General features: G+C 64.6%; 18 protein-coding genes. 11 read left to right on the forward strand and 7 right to left on the reverse strand.

Annotated elements, in window-relative coordinates:
* The first annotated feature begins 33 nt into the window (after window positions 1-33).
* Together F757_RS0107245 and F757_RS0107250 are read left to right on the forward strand one after the other, a co-directional pair.
* Window positions 34-1998 (forward strand): VRR-NUC domain-containing protein, encoded by a 1965-nt coding sequence (locus tag F757_RS0107245; RefSeq protein ID WP_027210826.1) that lies wholly within the window; start codon window positions 34-36, stop codon window positions 1996-1998.
* Window positions 1995-4259, forward strand: coding sequence for an ATP-dependent DNA helicase (locus tag F757_RS0107250; RefSeq protein ID WP_027210827.1), 2265 nt, complete (start codon window positions 1995-1997; stop codon window positions 4257-4259). Before F757_RS0107245 ends, F757_RS0107250 begins: the two co-directional genes overlap by 4 nt.
* Before the next feature lie 21 nt (window positions 4260-4280).
* On the opposite strand, the gene F757_RS0107255 is transcribed toward F757_RS0107250, so the two are convergent.
* Window positions 4281-7049, reverse strand: coding sequence for a mechanosensitive ion channel family protein (locus F757_RS0107255; protein ID WP_027210828.1), 2769 nt, complete (start codon window positions 7047-7049; stop codon window positions 4281-4283).
* Between the two features lie 557 nt (window positions 7050-7606).
* Window positions 7607-9070 carry a sigma-54-dependent transcriptional regulator gene (locus F757_RS0107260; protein ID WP_027210829.1) on the reverse strand — a complete coding sequence of 488 codons (1464 nt, stop codon included), beginning with the start codon at window positions 9068-9070 and terminating at the stop codon, window positions 7607-7609.
* 1384 nt (window positions 9071-10454) lie between these two features.
* Between F757_RS0107260 and F757_RS0107265 the strand changes: the two genes are divergently transcribed.
* From F757_RS0107265 to F757_RS0107280, 4 genes are all read left to right on the forward strand, one after another.
* Complete coding sequence (locus F757_RS0107265) at window positions 10455-10763, forward strand: hypothetical protein (protein ID WP_027210830.1); 309 nt, start codon at window positions 10455-10457, stop codon at window positions 10761-10763.
* A gap of 146 nt (window positions 10764-10909) precedes the next feature.
* Window positions 10910-12358, forward strand: a complete 1449-nt coding sequence (locus F757_RS0107270) for a nicotinate phosphoribosyltransferase (RefSeq protein ID WP_027210831.1) — start codon at window positions 10910-10912, stop codon at window positions 12356-12358.
* A 115-nt stretch (window positions 12359-12473) separates the two neighbouring features.
* Complete coding sequence (locus tag F757_RS0107275) at window positions 12474-12953, forward strand: nuclear transport factor 2 family protein (RefSeq protein WP_027210832.1); 480 nt, start codon at window positions 12474-12476, stop codon at window positions 12951-12953.
* A 55-nt stretch (window positions 12954-13008) separates the two neighbouring features.
* Entirely contained in the window at window positions 13009-13911 is a 903-nt protein-coding gene (locus tag F757_RS0107280) for a 2OG-Fe(II) oxygenase (protein ID WP_027210833.1), read from the forward strand.
* Window positions 13912-13974: 63 nt separating this feature from the next.
* Here the strand turns inward: F757_RS0107280 and F757_RS0107285 are convergent, their stop codons facing one another.
* The 3 genes from F757_RS0107285 to F757_RS0107295 form a co-directional block, all read right to left on the reverse strand.
* The gene (locus F757_RS0107285; protein WP_027210834.1) at window positions 13975-14412 is read right to left on the reverse strand and encodes a GNAT family N-acetyltransferase; all 438 of its coding nucleotides are present in this window, start codon (window positions 14410-14412) and stop codon (window positions 13975-13977) included.
* Between the two features lie 29 nt (window positions 14413-14441).
* On the reverse strand, window positions 14442-15881 hold the full coding sequence (locus tag F757_RS0107290) for an MFS transporter (protein ID WP_027210835.1): 1440 nt from the start codon (window positions 15879-15881) through the stop codon (window positions 14442-14444).
* 592 nt (window positions 15882-16473) lie between these two features.
* Window positions 16474-17355 carry an isocitrate lyase/PEP mutase family protein gene (locus tag F757_RS0107295; protein ID WP_027210836.1) on the reverse strand — a complete coding sequence of 294 codons (882 nt, stop codon included), beginning with the start codon at window positions 17353-17355 and terminating at the stop codon, window positions 16474-16476.
* A gap of 221 nt (window positions 17356-17576) precedes the next feature.
* Here F757_RS0107295 and prpR point away from each other — a divergent pair, with 221 nt between their 5' ends.
* The 3 genes from prpR (at window position 17577) to ahpF (ending at window position 22176) form a co-directional block, all read left to right on the forward strand.
* Window positions 17577-19658 (forward strand): propionate catabolism operon regulatory protein PrpR, encoded by a 2082-nt coding sequence (gene prpR, locus F757_RS0107300; RefSeq protein WP_027210837.1) that lies wholly within the window; start codon window positions 17577-17579, stop codon window positions 19656-19658.
* A gap of 167 nt (window positions 19659-19825) precedes the next feature.
* The gene (gene ahpC / locus F757_RS0107305) at window positions 19826-20389 is read left to right on the forward strand and encodes an alkyl hydroperoxide reductase subunit C (protein WP_027210838.1); all 564 of its coding nucleotides are present in this window, start codon (window positions 19826-19828) and stop codon (window positions 20387-20389) included.
* Between the two features lie 194 nt (window positions 20390-20583).
* A complete protein-coding gene (gene ahpF, locus F757_RS0107310) occupies window positions 20584-22176 on the forward strand; it encodes an alkyl hydroperoxide reductase subunit F (protein WP_027210839.1) in 1593 nt (530 codons plus the stop codon).
* Window positions 22177-22395: 219 nt separating this feature from the next.
* On the opposite strand, the gene F757_RS0107315 is transcribed toward ahpF, so the two are convergent.
* Complete coding sequence (locus F757_RS0107315; protein WP_027210840.1) at window positions 22396-23121, reverse strand: pirin family protein; 726 nt, start codon at window positions 23119-23121, stop codon at window positions 22396-22398.
* Between the two features lie 178 nt (window positions 23122-23299).
* Between F757_RS0107315 and F757_RS0107320 the strand changes: the two genes are divergently transcribed.
* Window positions 23300-24190 carry a LysR family transcriptional regulator gene (locus tag F757_RS0107320; RefSeq protein ID WP_027210841.1) on the forward strand — a complete coding sequence of 297 codons (891 nt, stop codon included), beginning with the start codon at window positions 23300-23302 and terminating at the stop codon, window positions 24188-24190.
* A 60-nt stretch (window positions 24191-24250) separates the two neighbouring features.
* Here the strand turns inward: F757_RS0107320 and F757_RS0107325 are convergent, their stop codons facing one another.
* Window positions 24251-25267 (reverse strand): 1-aminocyclopropane-1-carboxylate deaminase, encoded by a 1017-nt coding sequence (locus tag F757_RS0107325; RefSeq protein ID WP_027210842.1) that lies wholly within the window; start codon window positions 25265-25267, stop codon window positions 24251-24253.
* 149 nt (window positions 25268-25416) lie between these two features.
* Between F757_RS0107325 and F757_RS0107330 the strand changes: the two genes are divergently transcribed.
* Complete coding sequence (locus tag F757_RS0107330) at window positions 25417-25956, forward strand: Lrp/AsnC family transcriptional regulator (RefSeq protein ID WP_027210843.1); 540 nt, start codon at window positions 25417-25419, stop codon at window positions 25954-25956.
* Window positions 25957-26031: the final 75 nt, after the last annotated feature.

The raw sequence follows: 26031 nt of genomic DNA on the forward strand, positions 1-26031 counted from the left end.
TCACTGTATATACATACAGGTCGTGCAAATTCCGTGGCAACCGATGCTGCGCCGGATTCCCTCACCGGCGTTCCCTACTATCTGCTGAACTTCGAGCGGGCGCTTGCCTGGCTCGCGCAACGTTACGACGACCTGCTCGATGCAGGCGAGCGTGCTTTTCTCGGCGCGTTCGCGCTGATGCCGCAGGCTTCGCGAGCCTTGCTGGTGCGCATGCTGATGCGCAAGGGCACGCTGTTTCGCGCGAGCCGCCTCGCTTATGACGAGATCGGCTGCCCGTTGCAGGCGGCCGCGCCCATCAGCGCGCTGGGCTGGTTAGACCCGGCGCCGCACCTGACGCTCGACGACCTGTTCACGGTCACCACACGCGCCGAACTGCTCGATATTTTCGCGGATGCACTCGTGTTGATTCCAGGCGCGCGCGGCTTGCGCAAGCCTGAGTTGCTGGAGGCATTGCGTCCGTTTCATGCGCAGGTGGATGATGAGGACGGCAGCGGCAAGAGCCTAGGCAACAACGCCGGCAACACCGCGCGCCCGCTATCGGCATGGCATCCCGATTCAAGCGATTGCGTGTTTCGCGTGGACGTTGCGCCGTTGTGCGAGCGTCTGCGGCTGATGTTCTTCGGCAATCTGCAGCAGGAGTGGTCCGAGTTCGTGCTCGCGGATCTTGGCGTGTTCCAGTACGAGAAGGTCGCGTTCGGGCCGTCATCGCGTGCGTTCCAGCGGCGCGCGGACGTTGACGTGTATCTTGCGTTGCACGCATGTCGCGAGGAGCTGGCGTCGATAGAGTCGTTCGGATCGCTGATCGATCGCGAAGCGGAACAGGCGGTGATCAATGAGATAGTCGCGCGCGTTCGGGCAGTCGAAATTCCTGACTCATGGCTCGAAATGCGGCGCGCGAAGCTGCTGTTTCGCATCGGCCAGCATTGCGAACGGCGGCAACTGTGGGCCGACGCGCTGACGGTGTACGAGCTATGCACTTGGCCCGGCGCGCGCCATAGGCGCATGCGTGTGCTCGAGCGTAGCGAGCGGTTCGACGCGGCGCTTGCGCTCGCGTTGCAGGCCACGCTGTCGCCTGAAAGCGAGGAAGAGCAGCAGCGCATCGCGCGCATGCTGCCGCGCTTGAGGCGCAAGCTCGGTGAGCCGGCGGTCCGCGTGCGTGCCGAGCGCGCCGCTGAACGCAGCACCTTGATTTTGCCGAGGCCGCAAGCCGCGCCATCGCAGCACGCGTCCTCGCCCGAAGCCGCGCATGCGCAGCAGTCCGTTGAATACCTCGTACGCGATCATCTGACGTGCGAAGCCGCGCCGGTCTATTACGTCGAAAATGCGCTGATCAACTCGCTGTTCGGCTTGCTCTGCTGGCAACCTGTATTCGCGGCCCTGCCGGGTGCGTTTTTCCATCCGTTCCAGCGCGGTCCGGCCGATCTTCACGCGCCGGATTTTCATGCGCGCCGTGCGGTACAGTTCGCCGCGTGCCTTGAACAACTCGATAGCGGCGTTTATCGCGAGACAATTCTGCGGCATCTGCACGAAAAGGCCGGTGTGCAGTCGCCGTTCGTCTTCTGGGGGCTGCTCACGCCCGAACTCGTCACAATCGCGCTCGACTGTCTGCCGGCCGCCCATCTGAAGCTGTGGTTCGAGCGTTTGCTGCGGGACGTGCGCGCCAATCGCTCGGGTCTCCCGGACCTGATTCGCTTCTGGCCCGCCGAGCGCCGTTATGAACTGATCGAAGTGAAGGGGCCGGGCGACCGTCTGCAAGACAACCAGATTCGTTGGCTCACGTACTGTGTGCAGCACGGCATGCCAGTGCGTGTGTTGGATGTGCGTTGGGCCGACGAAGCGAACAGCGATATGTGCGCCGATGCAGCCGCCCACGCGGGCGCCCACGCGGTCGCTCATGCGGCCGCCCATGCAGCCGCCGATGCAGCCGCCGATGCAGCCGTCCAAGCAGCGGAAGCGACAGCCCTACCTGCCGCGACCCTGGCGGAGCGCGCCACATGACCTACGTCGTTGCGGTGCGAGCGATGTGCGAGTTCACCGCGAGACGCGGCGACCTCGATCTGCGCTTCACGCCGGCGCCTACTTCGCTGGAAGGCATGGCGGGCCACGTGACCGTCGCGGGCCGCCGCGCGAGCGGCTACGAAAGCGAGATCGCGCTGACGGGCACACATCGCAACCTCACCGTGCGGGGCCGCGCGGACGGCTACGATCCGGTCGCGAATCGTCTCGAAGAGATCAAGACGCATCGCGGCGACCTCGAGCGCATGCCCGCCAATCATCGCACGCTGCATTGGGCGCAGGCGCTGGTGTACGGCCATTTGCTGTGCCGCGCGCGCGGGCTCGCCGAGTTGAGCGTTGCACTGGTTTACTTCAATGTCGGCAGCCAGAAGGAAACGGTGCTCACGCAGCTGCATACGGCCCGTGAGCTGGAGATCTTTTTCGTCGACCAGTGCGAGCGTTTTCTCGATTGGGCCGTGCAGGAGGAAGCGCACTGTGCCGCGCGCAACGCCGCGCTGAGCGCCTTGCAGTTTCCGCATGCGCAGTTTCGCAGCGGACAAAGGGAACTGGCGGTGTCCGTCTATCGTGCTGCACGCGACGGTAAGGCGCTGATGGCGCAGGCACCCACCGGCATCGGCAAAACGCTTGCCACGATCTTTCCGTTGCTCAAGGCGTGCGCCGCGCAGCAAATCGACCGGGTGTTCTTCCTCACGGCGAAAACGCCCGGCCGGGCACTGGCGCTGGACGCAATCGACACGCTGCACAGGAGCACGGCGCCGTTGCCTTTGCGCACGCTCGAACTGGTCGCGCGCGACAAAGCCTGCGAGCATCCCGACAAAGCATGCAATGGCGAGTCGTGTCCGCTTGCGCGCGGCTTTTACGACCGGCTCGACGCCGCTCGCAGCGCGGCGCTCGCGGTGCCGCGCATGGACCGCGCGGCGGTTCGCGAAGCAGCGCTCGCTCATGACGTCTGCCCGTACTACCTGTCGCAGGAGCTTGCGCGCTGGGCCGACGTGGTGGTGGGCGACTACAACTACTACTACGACAGCAGCGCGATGCTGTACGCGCTCACGCAGATCAACCAGTGGCGCGTCGGCGTGCTGGTGGACGAGGCGCACAACCTGCTGGACCGCGCGCGCCGCATGTACACGGCGTCGCTGGATCAGGCGGCGTTGCGGCTCGCGCGCAAGACCGCGCCGCTCACGTTGCGCAAGCCGCTCGAACGTTTGCAGCGCGAATGGAACGCAGTCAGGCGCGCGCAGCACGCGTCGTATGAGGTCTATGCCGAGGTGCCCGGCAAGCTGCTCGCAGCCGCGCAAAATCTGATCGGCGCAGTGACGGATCAGCTTGCCGAGGCGCCGCTTTCAATCGACGAGGCAGCGCTGCGCTTTTTCTTCGACGCCATGCATTTTGTCGCGCTGGCCGAGCAGTTCGGCGAACATTCCATTTTCGACATCACGCTGACCACGGACACCCACGCCCCCCGCGATAAAAGCAGCTGTGTGCTGTGCGTGCGCAACGTGATTCCCGCACCGTTTCTCGCACCGCGTTATGCGGCGGCGCGCGCCACCGTGCTGTTCTCCGGTACGCTCACGCCGCATCATTTCTATCGGGATACCCTCGGGCTCGCGCAGGACACGCAATGGCTCGACGTAGAAGGGCCGTTTCGCGCGGAACAGTTGCGCGTGCGGGTAGCGGGCAACGTATCCACGCGTTGGCGCGATCGCAACCGTTCGCTCGAGCCGATTGTCGATCTGATCGCGGCGCAGTATCTGGCGAAGCCCGGCAATTACCTGGGGTTCCTGAGCAGTTTCGAGTATTTGCAGCAAGTGGTTGCGTTGATGCGCGAGCGCCATCCCGGCTTGCCCGTGTGGGCGCAGGAGCCGCGCATGGACGAGGCGGCCCGCGACGCCTTCCTCGCGCGCTTTCGCACCGCGAATCAGGGCGTCGGCTTTGCGGTGCTCGGCGGCGCGTTTTCAGAAGGCGTCGACCTGGTCGGGCAGCAGTTGATCGGCGCCTTTATCGCGACGCTCGGCTTGCCGCAAATGAACGAAGTGAACGAGCAGATGCGCCGCACGATGGAGGCGCGCTTCGGCAACGGCTACGAATACATGTACCTGTACCCCGGTTTGCAGAAGGTGGTGCAGGCGGCGGGGCGCGTGATTCGCACGGAGCACGACGAGGGCGTCGTGCATCTGATCGACGACCGTTACCGGCGGTCCGAGGTGCGCCGCCTGTTGCCCCGCTGGTGGCAGGTTCAGTAGGGCGTGAGCGCCCGGGGAGCGTCATTCATGCGGCGAGGCCTGTCCAGGATTGGCGGGCGTGCCCGGGCCGCCTGCGGGCTTAGGGTCCACCGGAATCTGGTCCTGCACCGGCGCGTCGCCTTTCGAAGCGCCATCGGACGAAGTCCCGTCGGCGGACGAACGGCCTGAAGGCGCTTGTGCTGCTTGCGCTGCTTGTGCTGCTTGCGCCGCTTGTTCCGCTTCTGTCCGCCGCTGCGGCTCCTGCTCGGGCGGTTCAGCCGCTTCCACGCGTGGCGCAGCGCTCTGCGGATCCCACGTCAGCAGCTTGCGCTGCGGGTTCGCGATTTCGATGCCGCGCTCGCGGAACTGGTCGAGAATGCGCCGGTTGAATTCACGCTGCACACCCCAGCGCGCGGAGTCGCGGCATTGCATCTGGCCGGCCAGCATCACCGCCGAGCCGTCCACTGCGTCGACACCCCAGAAGCTGAAGTCGGACAGAATGCCGTCCTTGAACTTGTCTTCCTCGCGCAGCGCGGCGCCGATTTCCTTGAGCGTTTCGATTGCCAGATCCACGTCCTGGCCGAACACGATGTTCACGCGCACAGCCGCATTGCCGATGCCGCGATTCGTATTGTTCACCGTCGAGACCGAACTGAATGGCACGGTAAACAGCGAACCGTCGCTGCCGCGCAAGCGTACCGTGCGGATCGACAGATACTCGACGGTGCCGGACACGCCCGCGACCGTCACCCAGTCGCCCACCTGCATGGCGTTTTCCATCAACAGGAAGATGCCGGTAATGAAGTCCTGCACCAGCTTTTGCGAGCCGAAACCGAGCGCCACGCCGAAGATGCTTGCGCCGGCCAGCAGCGGTCCGATGTTCACGCCAAGCTCGCTCAGGCCGGTCAGCACGACGACGAGCGCGATGGCGCAGAAGAGGGCGGTACGCAGCATCGGCAGCAGCGTGCGCAGACGCGCGGCGCGCACCAGATCGCCGCTCGTGGTCCAGCGCTCGAGGCGCCGTTCCACCGACACGTTCACGCTTTCCCACACGAGCAGCGCGATCACCGCCGCCACGCCAATGGTGACGAGGGCCGACGCGAGCCGGTGACCGATGCTGCCGTCGCGGAACAACTCCCCAACGTCGACGCCCCACACCGCCAGCAACGCCAGCGCGGTCGCGATGCCGATGATCCACGAGACCACCCGCCGCAGCAGCGGGTAGTAGCGGTACGCGTGCTGATGCACGAGCGACTGGTCGGCGTCGTCGCGGCCGTTGAAGAGCCGCGCCAGGCCGCCGAAGATCACGATGGCAAGCACGCGCGCGCCCACCAGCACCGCGAGCGACATGCCGCCTAACTGCAGCAACGCGTGGTAGCCGTTCTGCACGTCGAGCGCCCAGATGAACCACAGCGCCATCACCACGAACACCGCGAGCCATGCCCACGCATCGGCGAGCGCGTTGCCGGCCAGTTCGAGCGACTTGCGCGCGGCGGCGCGCTGCCGGATCAGCTCGCCCACGGGTTTCGCGCATTGCAGGATCAGGATGGAGAGCATCACATGGCCGGCGAGCGCGACGACCTTCATCAACGCGAGGTGCGCGGCCTCGTTCAGACCGAGCGACCTGGCAATTTCCGCGACCGCCGAACCGACGCCGATCACGGTCACAATGCGGATCACCCAGCGATGCACGAAGACGGACCATGCATCGCTCATGCGCAACAGACGCAGACGCGGCGCGGCCGGCTGCAGGAAGAAACCGCTGACGATCACGACCAGGCGGCACAGCACATAAATGTCGACGAGCGAGTCGAGTGCGCGGTCTTGCGGCGTGTTGTCGTCGGTGAAGAGCGACATGAGGGCGCTCGATGCGCCGACGAACACCGCCAGCGGCACGAGCCGCAGCACCGTGACCAGCAGCGCGCGGGGCAGGCGCTGCAGGAGCGTCCAGTGATGCGTCGCGTTCTGCTTGCCTTTCGCTTCGGCGGCCTTGCCGGTGGCGGCGGACGGCGCGGGGGTGGGAGTCACCGGCGGCTCGCCGGTGGCGGGCGTCGCTGCCGAGCTTGCTGTGGCTCTTGCCGCGGCCTGCTTTGCCGCCGCCTCGGCTTCGGCCTCGGCCCGCGCCTCGGCGACCGGCGGGGCGGGCAAGGGCGGCGCGGCATTCGGCGCGTCGGCAGGTTGGGGCACCACGTCGACCGGCAGGTCGGTGCGCGGCGCGTCCACCAGGTCGCCGTGTTCGCGGCGCGCGGCGAGAGCGCGATAGGCGCGGCGCAGCAGACGCCGCGCGAGCCATTCGAGCGCGAGCGCCGGCAGCAGCGCGGCCAGCAACGACCAGGCGACGTGCGCGAGGATCGAGCGGGCCTGCGGGCTGGTCAATTGCCAGTTCCACCACGCGCGCACCGATGCCACGTCGAGCAGCGCCGTCACCGAGTTGCGCAGCGACGTGCCGAGATGCACGGCCCAGTGCGCGCCCTGACGCGCGAGTTGCGAGGCGAGCCCATTGGACTTGAACGCGGCGGGCACGAGCGCGGCAGCGCCGCTCGCGGCCGCGGGCGCCGAGGCCGGCGTCGCGGCGGACGCCGGGGCGCTGAGCGCGCCGGCTGCGGCGATGGCCTGCAACGTATCGGCAACCTGTGCGCGGCGCTTGGGGTCGTTGAGCACCGAAAGCGCCTGGCGCGCCTGGTCGGGAGTCAGTGTGACGGCGGTTCCCGAGGCCGCCGAGGCGGGCGTGGCCGGCGTCACAGCGGCGAGGACGGGCGGGGCGCCGAGAATGAGCAGAGCGACGAAGCAGGCGTGTAGTAGTTTGCGCATAAGGTATAAGACGGGCTGCGGGGTGCGACGGCATCGCAGGATGCAGGGGCCGGTCTGGCGATTTTCGGCTGGGCCTTGACCGACACGGCACGGGCGGCACAAGTTCCTGAGTCGTCAAGCTTGAGCCCTGCGGCGGGCCCTGCCGGGTAACGAATGCCCGCTCGCGAAAGGCGCGCGGCGCTGGCCAGAGGCGGTAGCAAGTTGCTTGCCTGTGCGTCGCGGGAACGGTGAGGCGGCAGGCGAGCCGGTGGGCGTCGGCCGCTATAAGGTGGGCCCGCGCGGAAAGATGTCGACTGGAAGTTGCGCTTGATGAGGCGAACGCGCGTGGGTGGTCGGGGACGGCCGGCTCGACATGAACGGGTCCAAATGAGCTTTTTCCGGTAACGGGCACACGCCGGCTCTGGGCGCCCGCCGCGCCGCTTGTCGAACTGCAACCGCGCACTCAGCCGCATCTCGGCGCGCTGCATGCAACGGCGCATGCCACTGCCACGCCGCTTTGCCGAACCGAAACCGCGCCGCAAACCGCAACGCGCCCCGCCCGCTGCGCTATGCGAACCCTACGCGGAAGCCGCCGACAGTAACGACGGCGCGCGCCTCTCCGATTCGCCGTCGTCGTCCGCGTGCGAACTGCGGTTCGCGCCGCCGCTCGACGCATGCCCGCCCGCCGGCTCCTGGTGCAGACGGTCGGCATGCATCAGCCGGTACAGCGTGGCGCGAGAAATGCCGAGCTCGGCCGCCGCTTCTGACAATTTATGGCCATGCCGCTGCAGTGCATGTTCTATCGCGTCTTTTTCCGCCTTGCTGCGGATCTCCGCGAGCGTGACGGGCGGCCCGTTGTCCGTAGCGGGCAGGCCCAGGTCGCTTGCAGTGAGAAAACGACCCTCGCTCATCACCACGGCGCGGCGCACGCAGTTGATCAGCTCCCGCACATTGCCCGGCCACGCGTAGTTCGACATGGCGACGATCGCGTCGCTCGACAGCCCTCGCAGTTTGCGCCCGCCGTCCTGCCGGTACATGCTGAGCGCGTAGTTCGCGAGCAGCCTGATGTCGCCGCCGCGCTCGCGCAACGGCGGCTCGATAAGACGCAGCACGCATAGCCGGTGATACAGGTCGGCGCGAAAGCGCCCGTCTTCCACAGCCTTGTCCAGGTCGACATGGGTCGCGGAAATGACGCGCACGTCGACGTGAATCGGGCCGTTGCCGCCGAGCCGCTCAATGGTGCCTTCCTGCAGAAAGCGCAGCAGCACGGCCTGGCATTCGTGCGGCATGTCGCCGATCTCGTCGAGAAACAGCGTGCCTTCATGCGCGCTTTCGATCCGGCCGATCTTGCGCTGAAGCGCGCCGGTGAACGCGCCGCGTTCATGCCCGAAGAGCTCCGCCTGCAGCAGGCTCGGCGGGATCGCCGCGCAATTTATCGCGACGAACTGGCGGCCGGCGCGCGGCGAGCGGTCGTGGATGGCGCGCGCGGTCAGCTCCTTGCCCGTGCCCGATTCACCGGCGATGAACACTGGTGCTTCCGTCGGGCCGCATTTGTCGATGCGCCGGTACAACTGCTGCATCGCCTCGCACTGACCGACCATGCCGTGCCGCCCGAGCGACGGTTCCGGCGTCACCTGCACATGCCGCAGCGCCGAGAGCCCGTGCGCGTGGCCGAGCGCGAACACGAGCCGCTCGTTCAGCCACGGCCGCGTGACGAAGTCGAAGCAGTAATCGAGAATGAAGCGGCTGACCAGTTCGTTGTCCGCCTCGCCCGGCGCGATCTGCGCGACCCAGTTGGTTTCCGGGCGGCGCATGCACGAGGCGAGCGCGGACAACTGTTGCGACGTGCAGTCTTCCGGCAGTTGGACGAGACCGACCTTGATGTTCTCGCGCTCGATCATGCGCTCCGCGCTGGCGGTCGTTTTCGCGTGAACAGCGTGCCAGCCCGACGCGGCGAGAAAGTCGGCGAGTTTCTGATCGGGCGAGTTCGATACATAAAGAACGGTGCGTCCGATCTCCGCAGATGCGAAAGTCATTTCCATTACCCCCGATTCCGTGCTGGCTGAAGACTGCTGTTCGACGTTGTTCATGACCGGCAAGGCCGCACGGCCTCCGGATTAAGCGAGCCGGCCAGCCTGTGTGCGAGGTCCGGCGAAGCCCAATGCCAGCGGCGCACTCTCGTTTGTGAGTGCGGCCAATGGCCGGTTCAACAGTCGACGTTCTAGCCGGGCGGGAAAAGTACGGCGCGAGCCGGGAGGTGCCGCATGTTTGCGACAGGCGGCAGCATGGTCTATGTTGCAACCGCCGGAGTGTTCATCCCCGAATCACTTATACCGCTTCCTGGCCAGCACGCTGTTTTTTATCGCGCTCTGTCCGGCGCGTGACTTAAACATAAGCGAAAGCGCTTTGGAATGCTATACAAACAAATCAGTAGCGGAAAAGTTTGTTGATTGACTCGCGATTATTCAGTAGTTGCCTGATATGGCGGACATTGCGCGGCTAATCGCATGCCGTTTCACTTGCGCTGCGTCAAGCCCTGTTGTGAGCGTTGCAGTACGCAGCGCGTGCACGCGTCGCGAATTGCCATGTTTCAGTCCTGCAACAAAATCGACTTCATGCGTTTGCGGCCTATTCGCACCGTTTCAATGCACGGCGATGGCGCGATATTGACCGGCGCATTCCCGCAAAGCGCGAAGGCAGGCGGCGCCGCAGGATGGAGCGCTTATATGATGCGCGAATTCCATGCGTTCGATTTGCGTGTCGCGCACCTTTGCGAGGCCGCAGCGCGTCTCGTATACGAATCACTCGGCGTCATCTCATGCTGTGGTGAGGCGAGCCGCTGCCGCGCAAAGTGCAAGACGCCTTGTGCAGCAGCACCTGCGTGCACATGGCATAGCCATTGCAATAAGCGAGTCACAGCGAATGTGTTGCTGCCCGTCAGCCAAGGAATACGAGGCCGAAGCGAGGGGAAAGCCGGAACGACCGGCAGCAACAGAACGACTTCGTGGACGCGGCCGGGGAACGCCAATGCGTCATACGAGGCTGCGGCGGGGCCATGACAGACGGACGTCCAACAACAAGGGCCGAACAACCGATGCGAAGCGGTGGTTCGTGAACCGACGACGCCAAGCTCTGACCTCGCCGGTTTTTTTTCGTCTGTGAAGGTGCTGGACATATAACGACAGGTACCTCGCGCGGCAACGTTTGCGCGAGCGACGTGCATACAAGGGAAAGGGGCAGCGTACGGTCTTGGCCAACCGGCGCGACGAAGCGGGGAGAAGGTCAGAGAGCCTCCATAGAGAGGCGGAGTTGCGAGTGGACCGGGCGCCGTGTTCGCGCATTCGCGTGAGCACGGCGGACCTGGAACGCTGCAACGAAGCCATGAGCAGATGAGCGTATCAGCGTGTCATTCGTACGGGGGATGTCATGAAAACACAAATTTCCAGGCCGGCCTGCGCGCCGCGCCACGATCAATCAGCTACATCAGTCACTTTGTCCGCGGCCAGTGCCGCGCGCCTGCGTTATCGGGCCCATCTCGGCGCGAAGCGCGCGTTGTTCGCCGCGCCGCCCGTCGATCTGACGACACTCGTGATTGCCGAGGCCATCAAGCGCCGCGCACAGGCGGAGCTTCAGCGCCCGGCATTGCGGGACGCATACGAGCTGCCTGTTTCGCATGAAAGGACCGACGCTCGCGATGCGAGCGTTCGTCCGCCCAAATCCGGCGACGCCGACTGAACACTGTCGCCCGACAGCGGGCAGGCCGCTCTCCAACGTGCGCGGGCCGCGAATGACCGGGCCCGGCAGTTGCCTGCCGCGCGCGGCATGCTCGTGGCATCATGTAAAGCCAGTCACTGTCAGCGAGCCGAGCGCGGAGTTTCTTCATGATCAACGAGTCCAGCGATCCTGGCGGCGTGCGCGCGTTCCTTTCGAATCCCATCCTCAACACGGATTCGTACAAGGCGTCGCATTATCTGCAGTACCCGCCAGAAGCGTCGGCGATGTTTTCTTACATCGAATCGCGCGGCGGGCGCTACGACCGCACGCTCTTTTTCGGCTTGCAGATGCTCATCAAGGAGTATTTGTGCCGCCCCATTACGGCGTCGATGATCGACGAGGCCAGGGCGTTTTTCATCGCGCATGGCGAACCGTTCAACGAAGCGGGCTGGCGTCATATCGTGGCGCATTACGGCGGTTATCTGCCGGTGCGCATTCGTGCGGTGCCCGAAGGTTCCGTGGTGCCCACGCATAACGTGCTGGTTACCGTGGAATGCGACGATCCGCAGGTGTTCTGGCTCGCTTCATATCTGGAGACGATGCTGCTGCGCGTGTGGTATCCGGTCACGGTTGCTACGCAAAGCTGGCATCTGCGCCAGACGATTCGCGCGTATCTGCTCAAGACCAGCGACGATCTCACGCAACTGCCGTTCAAGTTGCACGACTTCGGTGCGCGCGGCGTGTCGAGCGCCGAATCGGCGGCGATCGGCGGCGCCGCGCATCTGGTGAGCTTCATGGGATCGGACACGGTGCTCGGCGTGGTGGCTGCCAATCACTACTACAACGAAAGCATGGCCGCGTTCTCCGTGCCCGCCGCCGAACACAGCACGATCACGTCATGGGGCCGGGAGCGCGAGACCGACGCATATCGCAACATGATCGCGAAATTTGCGAAGCCGGGCGCAATCGTCTCCGTGGTGTCGGACTCGTACGACCTGTTCGCTGCGCTAAAGGTATGGGGCACTGAGCTCAGACAGGCGGTGCTCGATTCCGGCGGCATGCTGGTGATTCGCCCCGATTCGGGCGATCCGCGGAGCATCGTGTTGCAGACCTTGCATGCGCTTGAGGCGTCGTTCGGATCCAGCGTAAACAGCAAGGGCTGGCGCGTGCTGCACAATGTGCGTGTGATTCAGGGCGACGGCGTGAACGCGGACTCGCTGCAAGCCATTCTCGCCGCAATGGAACATGCGGGTTTCGCCGCGGACAACATCGTGTTCGGAATGGGCGGGGCGCTGTTGCAACAGATCAATCGCGACACACAGCGCTTTGCGATGAAATGTTCGGCGATCCGCCTCGGCGACAGGTGGCATGACGTTTCAAAAGACCCGGTGACCGACGCCACCAAGCGCTCGATGAAAGGCCGGCTCACGCTGCTCGTGAATCGCCGTACGGGCGAGTACCGCACGGCCACGCTGCCGCTCGCGCCACATGAACATACCGGCGATGCAGATGCCGAGTGGCAGGACGCGATGGTAACGGTATTCGATTCCGGCAGACTGCTGGTCGACGTTTCGCTCGCCGGGATCCGCGCTCGGGCTCACGCGCATGAGGGCTAGCCGCCGCCGCTTCAGGGGCGTGTGCGCTGATTCGATACAATCCGCCTTCCCACGCGCCCGAAGTCGCGGACTTCCTCAGCGGCTTGAATGCCGGCAACCCCAGCTACCAGAACAAATGAGACATCCGAATATCGAACTGATCGAGCGCTTCTATACGGCGTTCCAGCGGCGCGACGCCGACACCATGATCGCCTGCTATGCCGATGACGTCGTGTTCAGCGATCCGGCATTCGGCGAGCTGCGCGGCGACGAAGTGCGCGACATGTGGCGCATGCTCGTCACGCGCGCGCAGGATTTCTCGCTGACCTTCGACAGCGTGGAAGCCGACGAGCACACCGGCCGCGCGCACTGGACAGCGGGCTACGTATTCGGTCAGACCGGCCGCCCGGTGGTGAATCAGATCGACGCGCGCTTTGCCTTTCGCGACGGACTGATCGTCGAGCATCGCGACAGTTTTGATTTATGGGCGTGGATGCGTCAGGCACTCGGCGCACGGGGCGCGCTGCTCGGGTGGTCGCCGCTCGTGCAGCGCTCGATCCGTGCGCGGGCGCGCAAAGGGCTCGCCATTTATCGGCGCCAGGACCATCAGGCGTGAACGGAGGGCGTCTGCCGATGCATTATGCTTGTTCTATCCAACAGCGGGGAAAGGTATGCCGGTAGTGGACGCCGCATGGCAGGAATGGCTGCGCGCCAACGCGGCACGCGGCTGCACGATGGAGTCGATGATCGAGGCCATGGTGCAGGCCGGTTTTGCCTCCGACGCGGCTGAAGAAGCGGTGCGCGGCGCGTTCGGCGTGACTGCGTTGCACGCATTGCCGTTGCCGGCGTCTGCGGGTGGCGTTGAAGCCGCCTTGCCGCACGAGGCGCAAGGCTCACAGAAGGCGCGTGCGGCATACGAGTACGACGCAGGCCCCGTCGCGCGCGGCAATACGATTCGCGCCTTCGACCGCGACGTGCAGGTGTTGATGCGCTGTGAACGGCCGCAGGTCATCGTGTTCGGCAACGTGCTTTCGCCGGACGAGTGCGCCGAAATGATCGAGCGTTCGCGGCATCGGCTGAAACGCTCGACCATCGTCGATCCGGCTACCGGCCGCGAAGACGTAATCCGCAATCGCACCAGCGAAGGCATCTGGTATCAGCGCGGAGAAGACGCGTTGATCGAGCGGCTCGACCAGCGGATCGCAAGCCTGATGAACTGGCCGCTGGAGAATGGCGAAGGTTTGCAGATTCTTCATTACGGGCCGAGCGGCGAATACCGGCCGCATTTCGATTATTTCCCGCCCGACCAGCCCGGCAGCGCGGTGCACACCGCTCGCGGCGGACAACGCGTGGCGACGCTCGTCGTCTATCTGAACGACGTGCGTGACGGCGGCGAAACCATCTTTCCTGAAGCAGGCTTGTCCGTGGCGGCGCAGCAGGGCGGCGCCGTGTACTTCCGCTACATGAACGGCCGGCGTCAACTCGATCCGCTGACCTTGCACGGCGGCGCGCCGGTGCTATCCGGCGACAAGTGGATCATGACGAAGTGGATGCGCGAGCGCCCGTACGTCTGAACGACGCTGCAGCGCGCATGAGGCCCGGCCTTGGCGCGGGTTGTCGTGGCCGCGCCGGCTCTGTCAGGCGCCGGTGTAGACGTCCGGGTTGTGCACTTCCATGAAAAGCGCGGGGTCCGACAAAGCCTTGAAGCCATGCGGCCGATAGACGTGATGCGCGTCCGTTGTCGCCAGCATGATTCTTCTGAGACCTTGCAGCGACTCGCTCGCCAACAATTGCGCAAGCAGCGCGCTCGCATAACCTTTACCGCGATGCTCCGGCAGCACGAAGACATCGCATAGATAGGCAAAGGTCGCACGGTCCGTAACGACGCGCGCGAACGCCACCTGCCTGCCGCCGACGTAGCCGCCAAAACATAGCGACCCCGCAATCGCGCGTTCCAGCGTTTCGCGCGGCATGCCCTTCGCCCACGGCGTTTGCTGCGAGAGGAACGCGTGCACCATGTCGAGGTCGAGCTCGCTGTTGTCGCTTGAGATTTTCAGCTCATTGGACGTCGTCACGTTGTCTCCTGACTCTCTCCTGATGTGGCTCAGCCCTTCGCGGGATCTTCGGCGCCCCGCGAGCCGCCGCCGATGCTTTGGCCCGCATCGCGCGAAAGGCCCATGTAGCCGATCACCGACAGCAGCGTCAACACGCCTGCGAGCAGGAATGCGAGGCGGAAGTCGTCGAGCGTGAAGGCGTGGCCCGACGTCTCGCCGTTGAAGAACGCGGCGGCGCGCAACGACACCGCGCCGAACGCAATGCCGAGCCCGATTGTCATTTGCGCGGCCGCGCTCCATAGCGTGCTGGCCGCGCTCATTTGCGGCTGGGCGACGTCGGCGTAGGCGAGCGTGGCGAGCGTCGAAAACTGCATGGAGCGCGCGACGCCGTACACGAACACCACGATCAGCACGAGCGCAAGCGGCACCTCGGGCGTCAGCAGGCCGCACGCGATGATGAAGATGCCCGCCACCGTCACGTCGACGATCGACACCATACGAAAGCCGAAGCGCTGCAGGATGCGCGTGGTCAGCGCCTTCATGCCCAGATTCCCGAGTGCGCTCGCGAGCAGCAGCAGCCCCGACTTGAACGCCGACAGCCCAAAGCCGACCTGAAACAGCAGCGGCATCAGATAAGGCACGGCGCCAATGCCGATGCGTGTAAAGGAGCCCGTGACCACGGTCACGGAAAAGGTCGGAATCTTCAGCGTGGAGACGTCGATGAGCGGATGCGGATGCCGCTTCGCGTGCTGGAACGCGACCACGCCGACCAACAAGCCCGCAGCGATGATCGCACCGGCCACCCACGGATTCTCGGCGGGCTGGCTCGCCAGTTCCGCGCCATACAGGATCGCGGTGAGCGCGGTGCCGCTCAGCAGAAGGCCCGCCAGGTCGAGCGGCCGGCGTTCGCTGCCGCGCAGGTTCGGCACCATGGCGAGCGCCACGGCCATTGCCGCGAGGCCGAACGGTACGTTGAGCAGGAAAATCCAGCGCCACGACGCGTAGGTCGTAATGAAGCCGCCTATCGGCGGGCCGACCACGGGCGCGGCGATGGCGGGCCACGTGATGGTGGAGATGGCCTGCATCATGCGGGACTTTTCGGTGCTGCGAACCACGATCAGCCGGCCCACCGGCACCATCATCGCCCCGCCGATGCCTTGCAGCAGACGCGCGGCGGTGAACTGGGCGACGTTCTGCGAGAGTCCGCACAAGATCGAAGCCACCGTGAACACGCCGATTGCGCTGAAGAACACGGTGCGCGAGCCGCAGCGGTCGGCCACCCAGCCGCTCGCGGGGATGAAGATTGCCAGCGCCAGCATGTAGGCCGTCATGCCGAGACTGATGCTGTTCGGCCCCACGCCGAACGAGTGCGCCATCTGCGGCAGCGCGGTCGCGATCACCGTGGTGTCGAGATACTCCATGAAAAACGTGCCCGCGACGATGTAGGGCAGCCAGCCGACGTGCTTGTGAGGCGCGTGCGTCGCCCTCATCGCTTGGCTCCGCGCAGGTTGCGGGGGACTGCGCGTTGGAGCGCGCCATGAGCGTGTGGGCCACGCTCGCGCGCCGGGAGGGCCATGAGCGATGTGATGGGCTTCATTTTATTGACTACCTTTCTCGAATGCGTGTTGGTGCCGTGCCGGTCAGCCGGGCCTGCGGTAGCCGTGCGACTGGCGCAACCGTGCCGATCGCGCCGCGCGCCCCGTGGTTCCGTTGTCCGGCGACATGGCGAGGCGATGTGCGGGCATCCACCGTGTCGAAATGGGCCGCGAGAGCCGCCTTGGACGCTGCACGTGCGTGCGGTGCCCGCCGCCGCTGCACTGACGTGCGGCACCCGCTGGGTTTGCTGGCCGGTCATGAATCCTAGCGCAATCGGGCTTGCCGCATCGGCGAGCCATGCAAGGCGGCCGTGAGTTCGCAGCCGATTCTCGCAGCCGATTCTCGCCGCCGGTCTTCGCCGCCGGTCTTCGCCGCCGGTCCTCGCAGCGGGTCCTCGCCTCCGGTCCTCGCAGCCGGCTCTCGCACGCAGCACGGTTCATGCCGTGCCGCGTGCGGCGCCAACACGCTTTAAGCGACACGCGCGGCTCAGTCTTTGGCCGCGTATTCGCGGTCGAGCCGGTCGTACAGCGGCTTGTTGACCAGACGCTGGCGCTCGCTGAACGGCGCGACCAGCGACGCGTCTTCGTCGAGGCGGCCGTTCGTCTTCAGCGTGCCGAGCGCGCGCTGCATGCCGAGCACCGCGCCTTGCAGCGCCGCGTTCGCGTAGAGCACGATGCCGTAGCCGAGCTTTGCCAGCGCCTCGCGCGACTGTACGGGCGTCTTGCCGCCTATCACGATATTGATCAACTGCGGCTTGTCGAACAGCGACGGCAGGCGTTCGATGTCCGCGAGCGATTCGGTCGCCTCGATGAACAGGATGTCGGCGCCCGCCTCGATGAAGCGATGGCCGCGCTCGATCGCGTCTTCGATGCCGTGAACGGCCGCGGCATCGGTGCGCGCCATGATCTGCAGATTGCCGTCCTCGCGGGCGTCGACGGCCGCGCGAATCTTGCCGACCATCTCGCCCGTGCTGACCACTTCCTTGCCCGAAAAATGGCCGCACTTCTTCGGCATGATCTGGTCTTCGAACTGGATCACGTCTGCGCCGCTGCGCTCCAGCACGCGCACGGTCTGGCGCACGTTCAACGCGTTGCCGAAGCCGGTGTCGGCGTCCACGATCAGCGGCAGCGCGACCGCGTCGCGAATCCGCGCGGTGTGCTCCGCGACCTCGGCAAGACCGATAAAGCCGAGATCGGGCAAGCCGAGCGACATGTTCGTGACACCCGCGCCCGTGATGTAGACAGCCTCGAAGCCGGCGTCCTCGATCACGCGGGCGCTCATCGCGTTGAATGCGCCGGGCACCAGCAGGCCATCGCGTTGATTGACTCTCGCACGGAAGGCGGCGCGGCGGGTGGCGGAAGTGCTCATGACGGTTTCTCCGGAAAGTTGACGAGTGGTAGATGTGGCCGGTAGGGCAGAAAGTGTGCCATTGGCGGCGCGTGAGCATTTCCCTTGCTGAATCAGGGGCTTGCGCAACGGCACGGGGCAAGCGCGTTTCGTGGCAGAATGCGCGAACGTTCCGGACAGTGTTTCATGGAACGTTTCAACGGCGTTCCTTCGCCGCCATGACTGGGCCAACAGGAGTTCGTGTGTCCACTTTTACGCCGTCCTTCAGCAACGCGGACCGGGGCCGGCCAGGTGTCGCTCTTGTCAGTATCAGCCGCCTGCAGTCGCTTTGCGAGACTATCGCGCCGCGCTACGCCGACCGTGCCAGGTTTTTTCCGGTGCGCGAGGGTTACGGTGCCGCCGTCACGGCGTTGCAGCGCTACGTGGATGCGGGTTCCGTCGACGTGGTTCTGGCGGCTGGCTCGAACGGCGCCTATTTGCGCGACCACCTGAGCGTGCCGGTCGTGATGGTCAAGGTGAACGGCTTCGACGTTTTGAGCGCGATCACGCACGCCACCACTACTTGGCCCGGCGCACCGATCGGCCTTGTGCTGCACGAAACCATCGCGCACGAACTCGCCGAGCTGGACGGCTGGCTGAACGTGCGCCTCACCCAGCGCGCGTACCGCTCGGCCGACGAGGTCAGAACCGCCGTGAACAACCTTGCCGACGCGGGCTGCCGCGTCATTATCGGCCCCGGCATGGCATGCGACCTCGCGCAGCAGGCGGGGCTCGCGAGCGTGTTCCTCTACTCGCTCGGCGCGGTGGAAGAAGCGTTCGAGCGTTCGGTCGAACTCGCGCGCGTGAGCCGGCAAAAGGAGTCCAAGCGCGTGCGCCTGAACACGATCGTCGCGCACTTGCGCGACGGCGTGGCCGCTTTCGACGACGCGGGCCAGCTCGAAGCCGTCAATCCGGCGATGCTCGACCTGCTCAGTCTGCAGCGCGATCGCGACGTGTCCGCCGGGCTCGTGCGAACGGTCGGCCCGTGGCTGCGCGAAGCGCTGGAACGCGGCGGCGCCGTCGACGAACGGATCCAGCAGATCGGCGAACGATCGCTGATAGTCAATTGTGTGCCGATCCTCGAGCAGGGCGTGCGTTCCGGCTCCGTCGTGACGGTGCAGGACGCGCTCGTCGCGCAGCGGATCGACCGCTCGCTGCGCACCAGTCAGCGGCCAAAGCATCTGGTCGCCCGGCACCGGTTGGAGGATCTGGTCGGCGAGTCGGCGGCTCTGCAACGCGTGCGGCGGCTCGCGCGCGCAGCCGCGGCACACGACGTCACCGTTCTTCTGAGCGGCGAGAGCGGCACCGGCAAGGAATTGGTCGCCCAAGGCATTCACAACGCGAGCCGGCGGCGCGGCAATCCGTTCGTGGCGTTCAATTGCGCGGCGCTGCCCGAAGGCTTGATCGAAAGCGAGTTGTTCGGCCATGAAGAGGGCGCGTTCACCGGTGCGCGGCGCGGCGGCAAGCCGGGTCTGTTCGAGATTGCCCACACGGGCACCATTTTTCTGGACGAAATCGGCGAGATGCCCGCTGCATTGCAAAGCCGGCTCTTGCGCGTGCTCCAGGAGCGCGAGGTCATGAAGCTCGGCTCGGGCCGCGCGACGCCGGTCGACGTGCGGGTGATCGCCGCCACGCATCGCGACCTGCATGCGCTGGTCGAGCAGGGCGCGTTTCGCGCGGACCTGTATTTCCGTCTGAATCTGCTTCAGATAGAATTGCCGCCGCTGCGCGAGCGGCGCGCCGACGTGGTTGCGCTGGCCCGGCACTTGTTAAGCCGCAGTGCGCTTCAATATAAGTTGTCGGAGGCGGCGCTCGAGCGGGTGCTCGCGTTTCTGGCGCCGCTCTTCGACGGTTATACGTGGCCCGGCAACGTGCGGGAGCTGGAAAACCTGCTGGCGCGGGCGGCGATTTATCTGGACGCCGCCGGAGCCGACGGCGCTGACGACGACAGCGGCGCGGATCTGCGGGCGCTCTTCCCCGAGTTCGAGCGCATGACGCGGGCTGGGCGCCACACGCTGGCGAATACTGCCGCTGACGAAGCGGTGGCCACGCGGCTCAACGCGCCGCCGGTCGCAGCCGTGACCGGACCTGCGCCCGGGGCCTCGCCTCAAGCCGCACTGGCTGCCGCTGACTCTGCCGCCTCCGTACCCCGCGCCGCTCCTAGCCGCCAGCAGATACTAAGCGCACTGGAGCAGTGCCAAGGCAACCGGGCGGCGGCCAGCCGGATGCTTGGAATAGGCCGGACCACGCTCTGGCGGATTCTCAAGGCTGACGGGAACCGATAGCCGGTAGAGTCCGAAAGGGGTGCGATAGACCCAAGGGTCGATAGGCTAAAGGGTCAAAATGGATAGATTCAATCTATCAACAGAATTAAAACAATCCACTTTACCTATTAAGCGCAGTCTGACATACTGACTCCACTTTCCAACCACTCAGAAAGAGGACTCAGCAAATGCCGATCATCAACAGTCAAGTCAAACCGTTCAAGGCACAGGCTTATCACAACGGCGATTTCGTGACCGTCACTGAAGAAAGCCTGAAGGGCAAGTGGTCGGTTTTCGTTTTCTATCCGGCCGACTTCACGTTTGTATGCCCGACCGAACTGGGTGACCTGGCCGATCGCTACGCCGATTTCCAGAAGCTCGGCGTTGAAATCTACAGCGTGTCGACCGATACGCACTTCACGCACAAGGCCTGGCACGACACGTCGGACACGATCCAGAAGATCAAGTACCCGATGCTGGCCGACCCGACGCTGACTATCGCGCGCAACTTCGACGTGCTGATCGAAGAAGAAGGTCTGGCACTGCGCGGCACGTTCGTGATCAACCCGGAAGGCGAGATCAAGCTGTGCGAAATCCACGACAACGGCATCGGCCGTGACGCCGGCGAACTGCTGCGCAAGGTGCAGGCTGCGCAATACATCGCGGCTCACCCGGGTGAAGTGTGCCCCGCCAAGTGGACGCCGGGCGCAGAAACGCTCACGCCGTCGCTCGACCTGATCGGCAAGATCTAAGGTTTCGCAGGCCTGGAAGCGTCGGTCAGCTTCAAGGCAATCTGCTTCACAGCTTCAGGCAATAGCGCCTTCGCGGCGCATCAACGTGCGGGCCGCTTCATGCAGCGGTTCGCACGTCCCCGGGCCGCACGCGTCCTACCGGTACGCGTGCGGCGCCGGGAACCCAACACCCATCGTCACGGAATCGAATAGCCATGCTTGATGCCAATCTCAAGACTCAGTTGAAAACGTACCTCGAAAAGGTTAGCAGGCCTATCGAGATCGTCGCGTCGCTCGACGACAGCGCGAAATCGCAAGAGCTGCTGGCATTGCTGAACGATATCGCGACGTTGTCGGAACGCGTGAGCGTGGTTGTGCGTCGCGACGACAGCGAACGCAAGCCGTCGTTTTCGATCGGCGAGCCGGGCAAGGACACCGGCATCCGCTTCGCTGGCATTCCGATGGGGCATGAATTCACGTCGCTCGTGCTGGCATTGCTGCAAGTGGGCGGCCATCCCGTCAAACTCGACGACGCGGTAATCGAACAGATCCGCAATCTCGACGGCGACTATCAATTCGAAACGTATTTCTCGCTGTCGTGCCAGAACTGCCCGGAAGTGGTGCAGGCGCTCAATGTGATGGCGCTCATCAACCCGCGCATTCGTCACGTGGCAATTGACGGCGCGCTGTTTCAGAACGAAGTCGAAGCACGCCAGATCATGGCGGTGCCGACCATGTTCCTGAACGGCGAAGTGTTCGGCCAGGGACGCAGCGGCGTGAAGGAAATTCTCGCGAAGCTCGATACCAACGCCGGAGCACGTGCCGCGAAAGAACTGGAAAAGAAGCCGGTGTTCGACACGCTCATCGTTGGCGGCGGGCCTGCCGGTGCGGCCGCGGCGATCTATTCGGCGCGCAAGGGCATTGTCACCGGCGTGGTGGCCGAACGCTTCGGCGGCCAGGTGCTCGACACGCTCGCGATCGAAAACTTTGTGTCGGTCACCGAAACCGAAGGCCCGAAGTTCGCCACTGCGCTCGAGCAGCACGTGAAGACGTATGAAGTCGACATTATGGACGTGCAGCGCGCCGAAGCGTTGATTCCCGGCCGCATCAACGAGGTGCGTCTTGCGAACGGCGCAGTGCTGAAAGCGAAGACGATCATTCTCGCAACCGGTGCGCGCTGGCGCGAAATCAACGTGCCGGGCGAGCGCGAGTATCGCAATCACGGCGTCGCGTACTGCCCGCACTGCGACGGGCCGCTCTTCAAAGGCAAGCGCGTCGCGGTGATCGGCGGCGGCAACTCGGGCGTGGAGGCCGCAATCGACCTCGCGGGCATTGTGCGCGAAGTGACGCTGTTCGAATTCGGCGCAAGCCTGCGTGCAGACGAAGTGTTGCAACGCAAGCTGCGCAGCCTGGCCAACGTCACGATCGTCACGCAGGCGCAGACCACCGAAATCACCGGCGACGGCAAGAAGGTGAACGGGCTCGTCTACAAAGACCTGCGTTCGGGCGAAGTGAAGAAGGTGGAACTTGAAGGCGTGTTCGTGCAGATCGGTCTGGTGCCGAACACCGAGTGGCTCAAAGGCACGGTCGAGTTGTCGAAGCACGGCGAGATTGTCGTCGATGCACGCGGCGCGACGTCGGTGCCCGGCGTGTTCGCGGCAGGCGACGTGACGACGGTGCCGTTCAAGCAGATCGTGATTGCAGTGGGCGAGGGCGCGAAGGCATCGCTCAGCGCGTTCGATCATCTGATCCGCAACAGCGAAGAAACGGAAGCGGTCAGCGAGGTGGAAGCGGAAGCGGCGGTTTGACGATCACCCGCAACCAGTAGCGAACAACGGCGGCCCGCGGGCCGCCGTTTTTATTTGCTCGTCGCGCAGCACTCATACGGTGCTTGCGGCATCGCGGGTAGGAAGTACGGAAAGGCTCAAGCGGAGCCCTGCATTGTGAAATACGCGCGTGCAAAAAACCGCCCGGCGCAAACCGGGCGGCTTCCAACCTCAAATGAGCTTATGACACGGCAGCGCCGCTCAAGCCCACAACTCCGACACCTCGATGTTGCGCAGGTCGAACACCAGCACTTCGGCGTCGTGGCCTTGCGTGAAGGTCAGCGCATCTTCGCCGCGCACGCGTGCGCCGTCGCCTTCGCCGAGTTCAACGCCGTTCACCGTCACGCTGCCGCGCGCTATGTGTACATACGCGTAGCGGTTGCTAGCCAGTTCGAGCCGCGCCGTTTCGTCGCCGTTGAAGAGCCCGGCATAAACCCGGGCGTCCTGTTGCAACGTCAGCGAACCGTTCGCACCGTCCGGCGACAGAACGAGGCGCAGCACGCCGCGCTTGTCCTGCTCGCTGAAATGCTGCTGCTGATAGCGCGGCGCCGTGCCCTTTTGCGCGGGCGCGATCCAGATTTGCAGGAAGTGCACCGGCTCGCTCTTCGAATGGTTGTATTCGCTGTGCGCAACGCCGGTTCCCGCGCTCATCAACTGAATGTCGCCGGGTACGATCACGGAGCCGGTGCCCATCGTGTCCTTGTGTTCCAGCGCGCCCTCCAGCACGTACGAGAAGATTTCCATATCGCGATGCGGGTGCTTGCCGAAACCTTGGGCCGGCGCGACGCGGTCGTCGTTGATGACGAGCAGGTCCGAGAAGCCGTTCTGCTTCGGATCATGGTAGTGCGCGAACGAAAACGTGTGACGCGAGCTAAGCCAGCCGTGCTCCGCGCGGCCGCGTTGATTGGCATGTCTGATTTCGAGCATCTTTTTTCTCCTGTGGGGGGACGCTTGAGGCGTCGCGCTCCTCGTGGGATGCAACTTTCGTTGCGGGGCGATCGGCATTGATGTTGTCTGCGATCTGTGAATGAGAGTTTAGGTCAACCGGAGTTGGTATAATTGCTCGATAATCGGAAAGACCGTCTCATTTAAGTGGACAACGCCAATGCAACTGGATGACATGCGCATCTTCGTCGCGACCGTCGACGCCCATAACTTCACGGCCGCCGCCCGGCGCATGTCGCTGTCGAAGCAATTCGTCAGCCGGCGCGTCATGGCGTTGGAAGAAGCGCTCGGCGTGCCGCTGCTCGTGCGCAATACCCGTAAGCTGGCCGTCACCGAACTGGGACAGGAGTTCTACGAGCGCGCCAAACGCATCCTGAGCGAGGTGGAGGAGGCCGAGCAGGCCATGTCGCTGCGGCGCGCGGGCCCGCGCGGGCTGCTGAGGGTGAGCGCGCCGATGTCGTTCGGCATGACGCATCTGTCGCCCCTCGTCGCGGACTTCTTGCGCGAGCACCGCGACGTGCGGTTCGACATGGAATTGAGCGACCGCACCGTTGACGTGGTCGGCGAGGGCTTCGACATGGCGGTGCGGATCGGCGTCCTGCCGGATTCCACGCTGATCGCGCAGAAACTCGTAGACGTGAATTTCGTCGCATGCTGCAGCCCGGGGTATCTGCGGCGCCGCGGCAAGCCCGCGACGCCTGCGGACCTCGGGGTCCATTCATGCCTGCTCTACGGGCACGGGGGCGTGGTGACCTGGGAGTTTGCCGTGAACGGCGCAATGAAGAGCTTTGAAGTGCACGGGCCGTTGCGCGCCAACAATGGCGATCTGATTCGCGACGCCGCGGTAGCCGGGTTGGGAATAGTTCGGCTTCCTCATTTTATCGTTGCGGACGCACTGCGGGACGGCCAGCTCGTCACGGTGCTCGACGATTTCATGCCGGGCTCAACCGGCGTGTATGCGGTATATCCGCAGCATCGGCAGAGTTCGCTGACGATTCGCGCTTTCGTCGACTTCCTGCGCAAGCATCTGAAAAAGCGCCTGACGCCATGAGCGTCAGAGCTCGCGGCCCGAGCGTCAAAAAGGCGCTCGGGCCGCTGCACTACCGCATGCTCAGCCGTCGCGGAAAATAAAACTGTAGCCGTTCAAGGCAGGCACACCGCCAAGGTGCGCGTAGAGCACACGCGAGCCTTTGGGAAACTCGCCGTTGCGGACCATCTCGATCATGCCGTGCATCGACTTGCCCTCGTACACCGGATCGGTCAGCACGCCTTCGAGGCGTGCGCACAAGCGGATCGCCTCGAGCGTGCCTGCGTTGGGCAGGCCATATTCCGGGCCGCCGAAACGCTCGTCCAGCACCACGTCCTTTGGAGTAATGTCACGCCCCAGGTCCACTTTCTCCGCAGTTTGCCGGGCGATTCGCGTGATCTGCTCGCGAGTCTGCGCGGGCTTGGCCGATGCGTCGATGCCGATCACACGATCTGCGCGACCGTCGGCGGCAAAGCCCACCACCATGCCGGCTTGCGTGCTGCCCGTCACCGAGCACACCACGATATAGTCGAATTTGAAGCCGAGTTCTGCCTCCTGCTGGCGCACTTCCTCGGCAAAGCCAACAAAGCCGAGGCCGCCTAGCGGATGATCCGAGCAGCCGGCAGGAATCGCGTAAGGCTTGCCGCCGGCGGCGCGCACGCTTTCCAGCGCGTCTTCCCAGCTTTTGCGAAAGCCGATGTCGAAGCCGTCGGGGACGAGGCGCACATCGGCGCCGAGTATGCGCGACATCTGGATGTTACCGACGCGGTCGTACACAGCGTCGGAATAGTTGACCCAGTTCTCCTGCACCAGCACGCACTTCATGCCGAGATGCGCGGCGACCGCCGCGACCTGGCGCGTCTGATTCGACTGGATGCCGCCAATCGACACTAGCGTGTCGCAGCCTTGCGCAAGCGCTTCCGGTATCAGGTATTCGAGCTTGCGCGTCTTGTTGCCGCCGAACGCAAAGCCGCTGTTGCAATCCTCCCGCTTCGCGTACAAATGCACGTTGCCGCCCAGGTGATCGCTCAAGCGCTTGAGCGGCTGGATAGGTGTCGGTCCAAAAGTGAGCGGATAGCGGGGAAAGCGTTGCAGGTTCATGGCATCTCCATGGTCGATGTTGGGCGCGGGCAGGGGCCGCCGCGTTCAACACATGGTAGGAAAAACCGCGAGAAATGAGCTTGCGAAGAAAATGCTTCGTACCTAATTTAGGTAAGATCAGCGCATGTTACCGTCAGGTTTATTTCTGCATGAAGCCTCCAGACAAAACAAAAGTGCGCCGGGCCCCGGCAACCCCGGCTGCCGCCCGCGTCGCAGTATCCGCTCCGTTTGAGTCGTTGGACCGCATCGACCGTGCGATCCTGCGCCAGTTGCAAACGGACGCGTCTATCTCCAACGTCGCACTCGCAGCCAAAGTCAAGCTCAGTGCACCGGCGTGCTTGCGGCGCGTGGAGCGTCTGAAGGAATCGGGCCTGATTCGCGGCGTGGTTGCGTTGATCGATCCGAAGTCCGCGGGCGCGGGCATGCTGGTAATCATCGGGGTGGTGCTCGATCGCTCGACGCCGGAATCGTTTGCCGACTTCGAAAAAGCCGCGCAGAAAGTGCCCGGCTGCATGGAGTGCCACGTCGTGACGGGCGAGTTCGATTACTTCATGACTATTCGCACGCGCGACAGCGACAGCTTCAACCGTCTGCATGCCGAGCAGTTGCTGTATTTGCCGGGGGTACGGCAGATCCGCTCGTTTATGGTGCTCAAGGAAATTCTCTCGACCACGCGCTTTCCGTTCTGAGTTCCTTCTGCTCGCTTTGCATCGGCCAGCGCGAAGCGGGAAAGTCGCGCATGCTGTCATTAATGCGGCGTTCGC

Origin of the sequence: Burkholderia sp. WSM2232 (assembly GCF_000472545.1) — a bacterium.
In the GTDB taxonomy this organism is placed as follows: domain Bacteria; phylum Pseudomonadota; class Gammaproteobacteria; order Burkholderiales; family Burkholderiaceae; genus Paraburkholderia.

Excerpts from the sequence above, each read along its gene's own strand:
- F757_RS0107250 (WP_027210827.1), top strand. The coding sequence starts at position 1,995 with ATGACCTACGTCGTTGCGGTGCGAGCGATGTGCGAGTTCACCGCGAGA.
- F757_RS0107255 (WP_027210828.1), bottom strand. The coding sequence starts at position 7,049 with ATGCGCAAACTACTACACGCCTGCTTCGTCGCTCTGCTCATTCTCGGC.
- F757_RS0107260 (WP_027210829.1), bottom strand. The coding sequence starts at position 9,070 with ATGGAAATGACTTTCGCATCTGCGGAGATCGGACGCACCGTTCTTTAT.
- F757_RS0107265 (WP_027210830.1), top strand. The coding sequence starts at position 10,455 with ATGAAAACACAAATTTCCAGGCCGGCCTGCGCGCCGCGCCACGATCAA.
- F757_RS0107270 (WP_027210831.1), top strand. The coding sequence starts at position 10,910 with ATGATCAACGAGTCCAGCGATCCTGGCGGCGTGCGCGCGTTCCTTTCG.
- F757_RS0107275 (WP_027210832.1), top strand. The coding sequence starts at position 12,474 with ATGAGACATCCGAATATCGAACTGATCGAGCGCTTCTATACGGCGTTC.
- F757_RS0107280 (WP_027210833.1), top strand. The coding sequence starts at position 13,009 with ATGCCGGTAGTGGACGCCGCATGGCAGGAATGGCTGCGCGCCAACGCG.
- F757_RS0107290 (WP_027210835.1), bottom strand. The coding sequence starts at position 15,881 with ATGAGGGCGACGCACGCGCCTCACAAGCACGTCGGCTGGCTGCCCTAC.
- F757_RS0107295 (WP_027210836.1), bottom strand. The coding sequence starts at position 17,355 with ATGAGCACTTCCGCCACCCGCCGCGCCGCCTTCCGTGCGAGAGTCAAT.
- ahpC (WP_027210838.1), top strand. The coding sequence starts at position 19,826 with ATGCCGATCATCAACAGTCAAGTCAAACCGTTCAAGGCACAGGCTTAT.
- ahpF (WP_027210839.1), top strand. The coding sequence starts at position 20,584 with ATGCTTGATGCCAATCTCAAGACTCAGTTGAAAACGTACCTCGAAAAG.
- F757_RS0107315 (WP_027210840.1), bottom strand. The coding sequence starts at position 23,121 with ATGCTCGAAATCAGACATGCCAATCAACGCGGCCGCGCGGAGCACGGC.
- F757_RS0107320 (WP_027210841.1), top strand. The coding sequence starts at position 23,300 with ATGCAACTGGATGACATGCGCATCTTCGTCGCGACCGTCGACGCCCAT.
- F757_RS0107325 (WP_027210842.1), bottom strand. The coding sequence starts at position 25,267 with ATGAACCTGCAACGCTTTCCCCGCTATCCGCTCACTTTTGGACCGACA.
- F757_RS0107330 (WP_027210843.1), top strand. The coding sequence starts at position 25,417 with ATGAAGCCTCCAGACAAAACAAAAGTGCGCCGGGCCCCGGCAACCCCG.